General features: G+C 73.1%; 11 protein-coding genes and 1 riboswitch. Of the genes, 9 read left to right on the forward strand and 2 right to left on the reverse strand.

Annotation, left to right across the window (positions count from 1 at the left end):
• The first annotated feature begins 19 nt into the window (after positions 1-19).
• The 7 genes from metK to GA0070619_RS07950 all read left to right on the forward strand — a co-directional run bounded on the left by metK (position 20) and on the right by GA0070619_RS07950 (position 8,791).
• Positions 20-1,213, forward strand: coding sequence for a methionine adenosyltransferase (metK, locus tag GA0070619_RS07920; protein ID WP_088947464.1), 1,194 nt, complete (start codon positions 20-22; stop codon positions 1,211-1,213).
• Complete coding sequence (locus GA0070619_RS07925) at positions 1,210-3,189, forward strand: primosomal protein N' (protein WP_088951632.1); 1,980 nt, start codon at positions 1,210-1,212, stop codon at positions 3,187-3,189. Before metK ends, GA0070619_RS07925 begins: the two co-directional genes overlap by 4 nt.
• A 255-nt stretch (positions 3,190-3,444) precedes the next feature.
• The gene (locus GA0070619_RS07930; protein WP_088947465.1) at positions 3,445-4,428 is read left to right on the forward strand and encodes an AAA family ATPase; all 984 of its coding nucleotides are present in this window, start codon (positions 3,445-3,447) and stop codon (positions 4,426-4,428) included.
• A 128-nt stretch (positions 4,429-4,556) separates the two neighbouring features.
• Positions 4,557-5,825, forward strand: coding sequence for a cytochrome P450 (locus tag GA0070619_RS07935; RefSeq protein WP_088947466.1), 1,269 nt, complete (start codon positions 4,557-4,559; stop codon positions 5,823-5,825).
• Between the two features lie 44 nt (positions 5,826-5,869).
• The gene (def, locus tag GA0070619_RS07940) at positions 5,870-6,427 is read left to right on the forward strand and encodes a peptide deformylase (RefSeq protein WP_088947467.1); all 558 of its coding nucleotides are present in this window, start codon (positions 5,870-5,872) and stop codon (positions 6,425-6,427) included.
• Positions 6,428-6,431: 4 nt separating this feature from the next.
• Positions 6,432-7,358: a methionyl-tRNA formyltransferase gene (gene fmt / locus GA0070619_RS07945; RefSeq protein ID WP_088947468.1), complete on the forward strand. Its 927-nt coding sequence runs from the start codon at positions 6,432-6,434 to the stop codon at positions 7,356-7,358.
• Positions 7,313-8,791, forward strand: a complete 1,479-nt coding sequence (locus tag GA0070619_RS07950) for an RsmB/NOP family class I SAM-dependent RNA methyltransferase (RefSeq protein WP_414855631.1) — start codon at positions 7,313-7,315, stop codon at positions 8,789-8,791. The genes fmt and GA0070619_RS07950 overlap by 46 nt, the downstream gene beginning before the upstream one ends.
• Before the next feature lie 65 nt (positions 8,792-8,856).
• Here the strand turns inward: GA0070619_RS07950 and GA0070619_RS07955 are convergent, their stop codons facing one another.
• Positions 8,857-9,747 carry a septum formation family protein gene (locus GA0070619_RS07955; RefSeq protein ID WP_088947470.1) on the reverse strand — a complete coding sequence of 297 codons (891 nt, stop codon included), beginning with the start codon at positions 9,745-9,747 and terminating at the stop codon, positions 8,857-8,859.
• Between the two features lie 83 nt (positions 9,748-9,830).
• A complete protein-coding gene (locus GA0070619_RS07960) occupies positions 9,831-10,721 on the reverse strand; it encodes a septum formation family protein (protein WP_088947471.1) in 891 nt (296 codons plus the stop codon).
• A 254-nt stretch (positions 10,722-10,975) separates the two neighbouring features.
• On the opposite strand from GA0070619_RS07960, the gene rpe reads away from it, so the two are divergent.
• Together rpe and GA0070619_RS07970 are read left to right on the forward strand one after the other, a co-directional pair.
• Positions 10,976-11,656, forward strand: a complete 681-nt coding sequence (gene rpe / locus GA0070619_RS07965; RefSeq protein ID WP_088947472.1) for a ribulose-phosphate 3-epimerase — start codon at positions 10,976-10,978, stop codon at positions 11,654-11,656.
• A 1-nt stretch (position 11,657) separates the two neighbouring features.
• Positions 11,658-12,614, forward strand: coding sequence for a response regulator (locus GA0070619_RS07970; RefSeq protein WP_088947473.1), 957 nt, complete (start codon positions 11,658-11,660; stop codon positions 12,612-12,614).
• An 80-nt stretch (positions 12,615-12,694) separates the two neighbouring features.
• Positions 12,695-12,866: riboswitch (FMN riboswitch) on the forward strand.
• Positions 12,867-12,989: the final 123 nt, after the last annotated feature.

Genomic DNA, 12,989 nt, shown 5'->3' on the forward strand with positions numbered 1-12,989 from the left:
TCACACGCTTAGGAGTGCCGTGACACGCCGTCTCTTCACGTCCGAATCGGTCACGGAAGGCCACCCGGACAAGATCGCTGACCAGATCAGCGATGGCATCCTCGACGCGCTGCTGGCCGAGGACCCGCACAGCCGGGTCGCGGTGGAGACCATGATCACCACCGGCCAGGTGCACATCGCCGGTGAGGTGACCACCAAGGCGTACGCCGACATCCCGACGATCGTCCGCCGGACCATCCTCGACATCGGCTACGACTCGTCGAAGAAGGGCTTCGACGGCGCCTCCTGCGGGGTCAGCGTCTCCATCGGCGCGCAGTCCGAGGACATCGCGCAGGGCGTGGACAACGCCTTCGAGCTGCGTACCGGGGCGTCGGAGAGCGCGCTGGACGCGCAGGGCGCCGGCGACCAGGGCATGATGTTCGGCTTCGCCTGCTCGGAGACGCCCGAGCTGATGCCGCTGCCGATCGCCCTCGCCCACCGGCTGGCCCGCCGGCTCGCCGCGGTCCGCAAGGACGGCACGATCCCCTACCTGCGCCCGGACGGCAAGACCCAGGTCACCATCGAGTACGAGGGGCTGCGCCCGGTCCGGCTGAACACCGTTGTCGTGTCCAGCCAGCACGCCGCGGACATCTCGCTGGACTCGCTGCTCACCCCGGACGTGCGTGACCACGTCATCGCGCCGGAGCTGGAGAGCCTCGGGTTGGACACCGAGGGCTACCGGCTGCTGGTCAACCCGACCGGCCGCTTCGAGATCGGTGGCCCGATGGGTGACGCCGGCCTGACCGGCCGCAAGATCATCGTCGACACCTACGGCGGGTACGCCCGGCACGGCGGTGGCGCGTTCTCCGGCAAGGACCCGTCCAAGGTGGACCGCTCGGCCGCGTACGCGATGCGCTGGGTCGCCAAGAACGTGGTCGCCGCCGGCCTGGCCGAGCGGTGCGAGGCGCAGGTCGCCTACGCCATCGGCAAGGCGCACCCGGTGAGCCTGTTCATCGAGACGTTCGGCACCGAGACCGTGCCGGTGTCCTCGATCGAGAAGGCCGTCACCGAGGTGTTCGACCTGCGCCCGGCCGCGATCATCCGGGACCTCAACCTGCTCCGCCCGATCTACCAGCAGACCGCCGCGTACGGCCACTTCGGCCGGGAGCTGCCGGACCTGACCTGGGAGAGCACCGACCGGGCCGCCGACCTCAAGTCGGCCGCGGGAGCCTGACCGCCACCAGGCACAGCGACCGGCGACCCGCGGATGGGTCGCCGGTCGCGCGCGTCTGCGTGGATGTCCCGCTGGCACACCTGGACCGCCCGTTCGACTACCTGGTGCCCGCCGAGCTGGACGAGGTGGCGGTGCCCGGTACCCGGGTGAAGGTGCGATTCGCCGGGCAGCTCGTCGACGGGTGGTTGCTGTCCCGTGCCGACGACTCCGGGCACACCGGCCGGCTCGCGTACCTGGAGAAGGTGGTCTCGCCGGAACCGGTGCTGGCGCCCGAGGTCGCCCGGCTGGCCCGGGCGGTCGCCGACCGGTACGCGGGCAACCTCGCCGACGTGCTCCGGCTCGCCGTGCCGCCCCGGCACGCGCGGGTGGAGAAGGAGGCCCGCGACGACGAACCCGGCCCGACGGCCGTCGCCGAGGCCGCAGCGGTTGACCCTCGTGGATGGCGGGACTACCCGAGCGGCCCCGCGCTGCTGCGCGCGCTCACCGACGGCCGCGCACCGCGGGCGGTCTGGTCGGCGCTGCCCGGCGAGGACTGGGCGGCCCGCTACGCCGACGCGGTGGCCGCCACCGTCGCCGGGGGGCGCGGCGCGGTCGTCGTGGTGCCCGACGCCCGTGATCTCGACCGGCTGGACGCCGCGCTCACCAGCGTGCTCGGTCCGGGACGGCACGTCAGCCTCTCCGCCGCGCTCGGGCCGGCCCGGCGTTACCGGGCGTTCCTCGCCGCCCGCCGCGGCCAGGTGCCGGTGGTGATCGGCACCCGGGCGGCGATGTTCGCCCCGGTGGACCGGCTCGGCCTGGTCGCCATCTGGGACGACGGCGACGACCTGCACTCCGAACCCCGGGCCCCCTACCCGCACGCCCGTGACGTGCTGCTCACCCGCGTCCAGCTCGCCGAGGCCGGGGCGCTGGTCGGTGGGTACGCCCGGACCTCCGAGGCGCAACTGCTGCTGGAGACCGGCTGGGCGCGGGAGGTGGTCGCCGACCGGGCGACCGTGCGGGCCCGTATCCCGGCCATCGCGCCGACCGGTGACGACCCCCAACTGGCCCGCGACCCCGGGGCCGCCACCGCCCGGCTGCCCAGCCTGGCCTGGACGGCCGCCCGCGACGCCCTCCGGCAGGACCATCCGGTGCTGGTGCAGGTGCCCCGGCGCGGCTACCTGCCGTCGATCTCCTGCGAGGACTGCCGTACCCCGGCGCGCTGCGCGCACTGCGCCGGCCCGCTCGCGCTGCCCTCGGCCGGCGGCACCCCGGCCTGCCGGTGGTGTGCGCGGGTGGCCGCCGCGTACGCCTGCCCGGAGTGCGGTGGGCGGCGGCTGCGGGCCGCGGTGACCGGTGCCCGGCGGACCGCCGAGGAACTGGGCCGGGCGTTTCCCGATGTCCCGGTGCGCACCTCGGGGCGCGAGGAGGTGCTGACCGACGTGCCCGGCGGCGCGGCCCTGGTGGTGGCCACTCCGGGTGCGGAGCCGGTCGCCGAGGGCGGCTACGGCGCGGTGCTGCTGCTCGACTCGTGGGCCCTGCTGACCCGGGCCGACCTGCGGGCCGGGGAGGAGGCGCTCCGGCGCTGGCTGGCCGCTGCGGCGCTGGCCCGCCCGGCGCCGGCCGGCCGGGTGGTGGTGGTCGCCGACGGCGCGCTCGCCCCGGTGCAGGCGTTGCTGCGCTGGGACGCGGCCTGGTTCGCCGGCCGGGAGTTGGCCGAGCGCCGGGAGCTGGGCTTCCCGCCGGCGGTACGGATGGCGAGCGTCACCGGCCCGGCCGAGGCGGTGGCGGACCTGCTCACCGCTGCCCGGCTGCCCGCGGACGCCGAGGTGCTCGGGCCGGTGCCGGCCGAGGAGGGCCGGGAGCGGATGCTGGTCCGGGTGCCCCGGGCCCGAGCTGCCGCGCTCGCCGAGGCGCTGCACTCGGCTGCCGGTGTTCGTGCCGCCCGCAAGGCCGCCGACCCGGTCCGTCTCCAGGTCGATCCGTTGAGCCTCTTCTGAGAAGTTTCCGCCGGTGCCGGCGGTGCCGCAGCCCGTCCGTCGGGTGGTCGCCCGCACACCGCGTCCGGCAGGGCGGTGGCGTCAGAGTGGTAGCATCGCCCGTCATGCCGAGGCGTACGGCGGCTCCAGGTCGCGACGGAGCGTCGGACGCGCCGAGTCGGGGCCGCCGCAGGATGGCGCGACAATGGCGGTAACGCGTTGCTCGGGCGCGATGTCGATGATGTCAATGATCCGGTGATCAGGGGTGGACCAGTCGTGACCGTTGGACAATCGATCGTCTTCAACGGCGACCTCGGCAGCGGCAAGAGCACCGTGTCGGTCGAGATCGCCAAGCGGCTCGGCATGCGCCGGGTCAGTGTGGGGGACCTCTACCGGGAGATGGCGCAGCAGCGGCAGATGACCGCGTTGCAGCTCAACCTGCACGCCGAGCTCGACCAGGCTGTCGACGGCTACGTCGACCAGCTCCAGCGGGACATCGCCGCCTCCGGTGAGCGCCTGGTCATGGACTCCCGGCTGGCCTGGCACTTCTTCACTGACGCGCTCAAGGTCCACATGATCACCGAGCCGGGCGAGGCGGCCCGTCGGGTGCTCGCCCGACCGTCCGGCCCGGCGGAGAGCTACGCCTCCCTGGAGGAGGCCAAGGCCAAGCTTCGTGAGCGCAGCGTGAGCGAGCGCAGCCGGTTCATCATCCGATACGGCGTGGACAAGGCCCGGCTGCGCAACTACGACCTGATCTGCGACACCACCCGGGCGTCCGCCACCGAGGTGATCGAGCACATCGTCGCCGCGTACGAGGGGAAGCTCGGCGCCGAGGTGCTGCGTGACGGCCCGCCGCTGCTGCTGCTGGACCCGGCCCGCGTCTACCCGACCGAGGACATCGCCACGCTGCGCGGTCTGTGGGACACCGACTTCGTCGGCGACGTGGCCGAGGCCGGCGACGAGGCCCTCGAACCCCTGAAGATCGGGTTCACCGGCGAGTACTTCTTCGTCGTCGACGGTCACCGCCGCCTCAGCGCCGCCCTCCAGAACGGGTTCTCCATGGTCCCCGCCCAGCTGGTCGCCGAGGTCGACGAGCCGGTCGTGGGTGGGATGACGGCGATCGACTACTTCGCCGCCCAGGTCCGCCCCGGCCTGATCTACGACTGGGAGGCGGCTCACAAGATCCAGCTGCCGCTGCCTGAGCCCGCGCTGCTCCGCGGTGACGCGGTGCTCGCCGGGGACCCGGCCGCCAGCGCCTGAGCTCTGGGCGCCGGCGCCTGAGTCGTCGGCGCCTGTGCTCGACGTCGACTGCACGGCGCCGAGGGCTGCCGGATGGCGGCCGCACCGGGATGATGGAACCTCCGACGCATCGACGGGGGAGGCCAGCCATGGAGGCTGCCGAAGCGCTCACACTGCTCATGTCGCCGCAGGGACGCGTCGACCCGTACCCGACGTACGAGCGGCTGCGCGCCCATGGGCCGGTGGTGCAGGCGATGCCGGGCATGTACGTGGTGACCGGCTACCCGGAGGCCGACGAGCTGCTGCGCGACCCCCGCCTCGGGGTGCTCGACGACCCGCTGCGCGACGAGGTCTGGCCGAACTGGCGGGACAGCCCCGCCGTGTCGTCGATCGCCCGGTCCATGCTGCGCACCAACCCGCCGGACCACAGCCGGATGCGTCGGCTGGCCGCCGGGGCGTTCAGCCCCCGCCGGATCGCCGGGATGCGCGACGTGGTGCGGGCGCAGGCCGAGGAACTGCTCGACGCGATCGTCTCCCGGGCCGAGGACGGCGCTCCGGTCGACGTGCTGGCCGACTTCGCGTACCCGCTGCCGGTCGGGGTGATCTGCGAGCTGCTCGGCGTACCCGCCGCCGACCGGCCGCTGTTCCGCCGTTGGGCCGGTGACCTGACCGGGGTGCTGGAGCCGGAGATAACCCCCGAGGAGTTGACGGTCGCCGACGCGGGCGCCTCCGAGCTGCGCGACTACTTCGTCGAGCTGATCGTCGCCCGGCGGCGGGCACCGGCCGACGACCTGACCACCGCGCTGGTCCAGGTGCACGACGCCGACGGCGACCGGCTCACCGGCGACGAACTGCTGGCCAACCTGGTGGTGCTGCTGGTGGCCGGCTTCGAGACCACCACCAACCTGCTCGGCAACGGTCTCGTCGTGCTGCTGGACCACCCGGCCGCCGCCGCCGAGCTGCGCGCCGATCCCGCGCTCGCCCCGGCGTACGTCGAGGAGCTGCTGCGCTACGACTCGCCGGTGCAGCTGACGACCCGGACCAGTACGGCGCCGGTGCGCTGCGGCGGGCTCGACCTCCCGGCCGGCAGCACGACGCTGCTGCTGCTCGGCGCGGCGAACCGGGACCCGCGCCGGTTTCCCGACCCACAGCGCTTCGACCCGACCCGTGCCCAGGCGCACCCGCTGTCCTTCGGCGCCGGCCCGCACTACTGCCTCGGCGCCGGCTTGGCCCGGCTGGAGGCGCAACTGGCCTTCCCGATGCTGCTGCGCCGCCTCCCCGAGCTGGCACTGGCCGAGCAGCCCCGGCACCGGACCCGACTCACCCTGCGTGGCTACGAGAGCCTGCTGGTGACACTGGGCACACCGGCCGTCGCCGATCGAGGTACGCCGGCCGGCACGTGGCGGGGCACTCCGTAGACTGGTACGGCATCCCCGTCCGACCCATGAAGGAGCCACCCCGCGTGACCGTCCAGCCCATCCGTCTGTTTGGGGATCCGGTGCTGCGCACGCCGGCCGATCCGGTGGTCGACTTCGACGCCGAGCTGCGTCGGCTCGTCGCCGACCTCACCGACACGATGCGTGAGCAGAACGGCGCCGGCCTGGCCGCCCCGCAGCTCGGTGTGAGCCTGCGGGTGTTCGCCTTCGACGTCGACGACGTGCTCGGGCACCTGGTCAACCCCGTCCTCGAGTTCCCCGACGAGGAGGAGCAGGACGGCCCGGAGGGCTGCCTGTCCATCCCCGGGCTCTACTTCGACACCAAGCGCCGCCAGAACGTCATCGCCAAGGGCTTCAGCTCGTTCGGCGACCCGATGCAGATCGTCGGCAGCGGCCTGATGGCCCGCTGTGTGCAGCACGAGACCGACCACCTCGACGGTGTGCTCTTCCTCGACCGGCTGGACGCCGCCGGGCGCAAGGAGGCCATGAAGGCGATCCGCCAGGCCGAGTGGTACGACGCGGCGGCCCCGCCCACGGTGAAGCTCAGCCCGCACCTCAGCGACCCGTTCGGTCTGGGTCGGTGACCGGATGCGCGTGATCTTCGCCGGCACGCCGGCCGTCGCCGTTCCCGCCCTGGCCGCCGTCGCCGCCTCCCGGCACGAGCTGGTCGCCGTGGTCACCCGGCCCGACGCGCCCGCCGGCCGCGGGCGTGGCCTGTCCCGGTCCCCGGTCGGCGAGTGGGCCGACGAGCACGGCGTCGAGGTGCTCACGCCGGCCCGTCCCCGCGACCCCGAGTTCCTCGACCGGCTCCGCGCGCTCGCGCCGGACTGCGTGCCGGTGGTGGCCTACGGCGCGTTGGTGCCGCCGGCCGCCCTGGAGATCCCCCGGCACGGCTGGATCAACCTGCACTTCTCGCTGCTGCCCGCGTGGCGGGGTGCCGCACCGGTGCAGCACGCCGTGCTGCACGGCGACGAGCTGACCGGTGCCAGCGTCTTCCAGTTGGAGGAGGGCCTGGACACCGGCCCGGTCTACGGCACCCTGACCGACGAGATCCGGGCCGCCGACACCTCCGGCGACCTGCTGGAGCGGCTCGCCGACTCCGGGGCCGGTCTGCTGGTGGCGGTGCTCGACGCGATCGCCGACGGCACCGCCCGGGCCGAGCCGCAGCCCGCCGACGGGGTGTCGTTGGCGCCGAAGCTGACTGTGGACGACGCCCGGGTGCGCTGGAGCGATCCGGCCTTCGCCGTGGACCGTCGGATCCGGGCCTGCACCCCGGCCCCGGGCAGCTGGACCACCTTCCGGGGCGAGCGGGTGAAGCTCGGCCCGGTCGTGCCGGTGCCCGACGGCCCAGAGTTGAAGCCGGGGGAGTTGCTGGTGGAGAAGTCCCGGGTGCTGAGCGGCACGGCGACAGTGCCGGTGCGCCTCGGCGAGGTCCGCGCCGCGGGCAAGCGGGCAATGGGCGCGACCGACTGGGCGCGCGGCGTCCGCGTCGGCACTGGAGAGGACTTCGCGTGACAGCCCCCGAGGGCACCCGCCCCACCCGCTCCGGCCCGCCCGCGGGTCGTGGCGGGGACCGCCGGCCGGTCCGGCCACCACTGGACCGACCGCGTCGTGCGGCGTACGAGGCGGTTGCCGCGGTGCACCGCGACGACGCGTTCGCCAACCTGGTTCTGCCCATGATCCTGCGGGAGGAGGGGCTGTTCGGTCGGGACGCGGCCTTCGCCACCGAACTGACCTACGGCACCCTGCGCCACCTCGGCACGTTGGACGCGATCCTGACCGACGCGGCCGGCCGGGACGTGGCCCGGATCGACCCGCCGGTGCGTGACGCGCTGCGTCTCGGGGCGTACCAGCTGCTGCACACCCGGGTGCCGGCGCACGCCGCCGTCTCGTCGACAGTGGACCTGGTCCGCTCGGTCGCACCGGGTGCCACCGGCTTCGCCAACGCGGTGCTGCGCGAGGTGTCCACCCGGGACGCGGACGCCTGGGTGGCGAAGCTCGCCCCGCCGAGGGAGACCGACCCGGTCGGGCACCTCGCACTGGCGTACAGCCACCCGCAGTGGATCGTGCGGGCGTTCTCCGAGGCGCTCGACGGTGATCTGGGTGAGACCGAGCGCCTGCTGATCGAGGACAATGAGCGCCCGCCGGTGCACCTGTGCGCGCGGCCGGGGCTGATCGACCCGGTCGAGTTGGCCGACCAGGTCGGCGGAGCGCCCGGTGCCTTCTCGCCGTACGCCGTCTATCTGCCCGGCGGAGCGCCGGGCGACATCCCGGCGGTGGTCGACGGTCGGGCCCACGTCCAGGACGAGGGCTCCCAGCTGGTGGCCGCCGCACTCGCCGACGCGCCGCTGGACGGCCCGGACGGGCGTTGGCTGGACCTGTGCGCCGGCCCGGGTGGCAAGGCCGGGCTGCTCGGCGCGCTGGCCGCGCAACGTGGTGCCCGGGTGACAGCGGTGGAGGTGGCCGAGCACCGTGCCCGGCTGGTCTCCCTGGCGACCCGGGACCTGCCGGTGGCCGTGCTGACCATGGACGGCCGTGAGGTCGGCGGCGACCCGAAGCTGCCGGAGCAGCACTTCGACCGGGTGCTGGTCGACGCCCCGTGCACCGGGCTGGGGTCGCTGCGCCGCCGGCCGGAGTCGCGTTGGCGTCGCCAGCCGTCCGACCTGCCGCCGCTGACCCGGCTGCAACGGGAGTTGCTCGGCGCGGCGCTGCGGGCGGTCCGCCCAGGTGGGCTGGTCGCCTACGTCACCTGCTCGCCGCACACTGTCGAGACACACGTGACGGTGACCGAGGCGGCCCGCCGTAGCGGGGTCGCTGTGGACTTCGTGGACGCCCGGCCGCTGCTGCCGGCCGGCATGCCCGGTCTGGGCGACGGGCCGACCGTGCAGCTCTGGCCGCACCGCCACGGCACCGACGCGATGTTCCTCGCCGTCCTGCGCCGAGGCTGAGTCGCACCGACACCCGACGCGCGAAGGAAGGGCCCCTCGGGGCCCTTCCTTCAGCTCAGGGGCGCTCAGGTGACCGGGAGGCCCTTGTTGCCGGCGTTCTTCATCGAGCGGGTGAGGTTGCGGTCGGAGATCCAGAGGAAGCACTGCACGCCACGGTTGCCGTTCTTCCACTCCTCCTCGTACGGCTGGTAGTAGATCGTCCCGGCGCGGAAGTCGAGCTGGGAGTTGTCCGGCACCTTCGCGTACTTGGCGATCATCGACTGGCAGGCACGGTGGGTGCGCTTGATGGTGCGGGAGAACTCGGCGTAGGTGACGTCCGGCGCCTGCCAGACCCCGACGAACTCGGCGTGGTGCTTGGCGGTGCAGGACACCGGCACCATCTCGTCGACGTCGTCCTTGACCAGCTTCGGGTTGAAGCAGCGGTACGCCAGTGGCGCCGCGCCGGACAGTGCGCCCCGGAGGCTGCCGGTGCGCAGGTCGACGGCGGTGTCGTCGATGCTGGCGATCTCGGTGACGTCGCAGCGGTACCAGCGGGCCCCGCCCGACCACGCCTGCGGCGAGGGCAGCACGACTGTCACGCCGAGTCGCCCGGACCGCCAGTCGGCGCCCAGCGCCTTGTTGACCTCGGTGTCGCAGGCGCTCTGCGCGGCCCGCATGCCCACCGACCCGGCCTGCGGCGGTGCGTCGCGCTCGGCGCCCGGGCCGGTGAGGGTGCCGACGTGCATGGTTTCCACCCGGTGGGCCTCGGTGCACGGCATCGGGTTGTAACCGCTCAGGAAGCCGACCTGCTGGGAGGAGTGGTGGCAGACGTCGGCGGCGGGAACGAACTGCTGCGCCGCGACGGGCGCCGGCCAGTCGTCGATGAGGTCAGTGTCGACTCCGGCGGGTGCGCCGCACCCGGCCAGTGCCAGGGTCAGGGCCGCACCCCCGGCGAACGCCGCCAACCACCGTCGCATCCCCGACCTCCCGCCGCTGGTGGCCTCCGGCCGGACCTCGCCGGTCGGTAGCGCCACGGCGCAGCAGCATACGGCACCGATGTTCAGATCGCCGGTAGTCCCTCCGGGCCGGCACCCCGCATCGAGCGGGTGAGTTTGCGGTCGTCGCTCCACAGGAAACACCGAACGCCCCGGTCACCCTCCTCCCACTCGCGTTGCGACGGTGGGTAGTAGATGGACCCGGCCCGGTACGGCAGGTCGCTGTTGTTCGGCACGGACGCGAACTCGGCGATCAACTGCATGCAGCGTTGGTGCGCCTGCGCGGGCGACTTCTTGAAGTCGGCCCAGCTCATGTCCCGCTCCTCGTAGACGCCCACGAACTCGGCGCGGTGCGGTTCGGTGCAGAGCACCGGCGCCATGTAGTTGAGGTTGTCGCCGATCAGCTTCGGGTCGAAGCAGCGGTGCGTCAGCGGGTTGTCGCCGATCAACGCGCCGCGCAGGCTGCCGGTGCGGTTGACCGGGCGGGTGTTGTCGATGCTGCCGGTCTCGCTGAGGTCGCAGCGGAACCAGCGCGCGCCGCCGGACCAGGCGGGTGCGGACGGCAACGCGAGCGACAGCGCCAGCCGGGCGGTGTGCCAGTCGCCGCCGAGCACCTCCCGGGCCCGCTGGTCGCACTCGGCGCGGGCGGTGCGCAGCGCCGGCGACCCGGGCTCGGGCCGGGCCTCGGTCAGCGCGTCGGGCCCAACGAACGTGCCGACGTGGATGGTCTCGGCCAGGTGGCTGCGCGCGCAGTCCACCGTCTCGTAGGTGCTGGCCTGCACGACCGGGATGATCCGGGGCAGGCAGGTGTCGGCGGCGGGAGCGAACGGCTTCGGGACCCGTAGCGCCGGCCAGTCGTCGGTGAGATCACCGTCCGCGCCTCGCGCCGGCGCGCAGCCGGCCAGCAGCATCGTGGTGACGCCGGCCAGCGCCAGCGCTGGAAGCCACCGTCGCATCGTCCGCCCTTCCGGGAGCTGGCGGCCGGTCACCGCGCCCCGCGGCGAGACCCCGGCGGGCGTGCAGCCTACGGCACAGTCCCGGTTGGAGTGTCGTCGCCTTTCCGTCGATCGGCCAGCCAATGACGTCTGTTCGTCCGGAATCGGCGGTCCGGAGCGACCAATTCTGCACCACTGGTCACTGCTGGGTCACAGCGCGTCCCTGTTGGTGCCGCGATGCGGGTTGCGGGCCGCAACGTTCGTACACTGACCACGTGACCGTACCGCCGCCGATCGTCGCGCCGAGCATTCTGGCCGCCGATTTCGCCCGCCTCGCCGAAGAAGTCCGTGCCGTCGAGGACGCTGCGGACTGGTTGCACGTCGATGTGATGGACAACCACTTCGTGCCGAACCTGACCATCGGGCTGCCCGTCGTGCAGAGCCTGCGGGCTGTCACCGCGATGCCGTTCGACGTGCACCTGATGATCGAGGATCCGCGCCGCTGGGCTCCCGGTTACGCGGACGCCGGGGCGTACAACGTCACCTTCCACGCCGAGGCGTCCGACGACCCGGTGGCGCTGGCCAAGGACCTGCGCTCGGCCGGTGCGAAGGCTGGCCTGGCCATCGACCGGGACACCCCGATCGAGCCGTACCTCGACCTGCTGCCCAGCTTCGACACCCTGCTGATCATGACGATCAAGGCCGGCTTCGGCGGGCAGCGGTTCATCCCGCAACTGCTGGACAAGGTTCGTACCGCCCGCCGGCACATCTCGGCCGGGCACCTGGAACTGCGCATCGAGGTGGACGGCGGCATCGCCGCCGACACCATCGAGCAGGCCGCCGCCGCGGGCGCCGACGCGTTCGTGGCCGGCACCGCCGTGTACGGCGCCGCCGACCCGGCGGAGGCCGTACGGCACCTGCGGGCACTGGCGGCACGCGCGGCTCCAGGCGCCTGAGGTGGACTCCGACGACGACCGTAAGGACATCATCCTCGTCGTCGACGACGACGAGGACATCGCTCGTTTCGTCGAGTTCAACCTGCGGCTGCACGGCTTCGAGGTGATCCACGCCAGCGACGGTCAGGAGGCGCTCGAGGTCATCGAACGCCAGCGTCCGGACCTGGCGGTGATCGACCTGATGATGCCCCGGATCGACGGGTTGGAGCTGACCCGGCGGCTGCGCGCCGACCCGATGACCTCCGCCATTCCGGTGATCATGTTGACCGCCAAGGGCATGACGGTGGACAAGGTGCACGGTCTCAGCGCCGGCGCCGACGACTACCTGGTCAAACCGTTCGACACCGCCGAGCTGGTGGCCCGGGTCTCGTCCACGTTGCGCCGCAACAAGGAGTTCCGGGAGGTCTCCCCGCTGACCGGGCTGCCCGGCAACAGCCGGATCCGTCGGGAGATCAGCGACCGGGTCCGCCACGGTGTCGACTACGCGGTCGGCTACATCGACATCGACCGGTTCAAGAGCGTCAACGACCGGTACGGCTTCGTCCGCGGCGACGACTTCATCTCCGCGCTGGCCCGCAGCCTGCACCGGGCGGTGGTGGCGGTGGGGCTGCCACCGGCCTTCCTCGGTCACGTCGGTGGCGACGACTTCGTCATCGTCTGCGCCCCGGACCAGGTGCGCCCGCTGACGTCCCGTGCGGTTGTCGACTTCGAGAAGTCGGCCGACACGCTCTACGACGCGACCGACCGTGAGCGCGGCTTCGTAGAGCTGAAGGACCGGCGCGGCAACATCCGGCGCGCCGCCCTGGTCACGCTCTCCATCGGGGTGTCCCTCTCCGACGCCGGCAAGCGGTTCACCGACCCCCTCGAAGCGATCGCGGTGGCCTCGGAGATGAAGACGGTCGCCAAGAGCCAGCCGGGCTCGTACGTGGCAGTGGACCGGCGTCGCGGCGTCACCTGACGCGTGATCCCGCTGTGAAGTACCTCGCCTAGGTGGCGGCGCACCCGCATCGGCGTGTAAGACTGCCCGTATAACCCACCACGCGCTGGCGGGACTCGGTGAAATTCCGAACCGGCGGTGATCCACGGTCCAACCGTGGTCAGCCCGCGACCCGGACGGCTCTGGCCGCCCGGTGGACCTGGTGAAAATCCGGGGCCGACGGTTGGGGGCGGTTCGTCCGCGCCCAGACAGTCCGGATGGGAGACAGCGCGCGGGACGGACGGGTCCGAGCCGGCCGCTGGCTTCAGCGTGCCGTGCCGAGCCCCCCGGGGCGGCTGTGCCGTTCCCGGACTCCGTCTCCGCCTGCCCGCGGCCCCATGGCCGCAGCCTCCCTGA

This window comes from Micromonospora zamorensis, from assembly GCF_900090275.1.
Taxonomy (GTDB): Bacteria; Actinomycetota; Actinomycetes; order Mycobacteriales; family Micromonosporaceae; genus Micromonospora; species Micromonospora zamorensis.

What these genes read in the sequence shown, in the direction of transcription:
- GA0070619_RS07955 (WP_088947470.1), bottom strand. Translation starts at nt 9,747, where the DNA reads ATGCGACGGTGGTTGGCGGCGTTCGCCGGGGGTGCGGCCCTGACCCTG.
- GA0070619_RS07935 (WP_088947466.1), top strand. Translation starts at nt 4,557, where the DNA reads ATGGAGGCTGCCGAAGCGCTCACACTGCTCATGTCGCCGCAGGGACGC.
- fmt (WP_088947468.1), top strand. Translation starts at nt 6,432, where the DNA reads ATGCGCGTGATCTTCGCCGGCACGCCGGCCGTCGCCGTTCCCGCCCTG.
- GA0070619_RS07960 (WP_088947471.1), bottom strand. Translation starts at nt 10,721, where the DNA reads ATGCGACGGTGGCTTCCAGCGCTGGCGCTGGCCGGCGTCACCACGATG.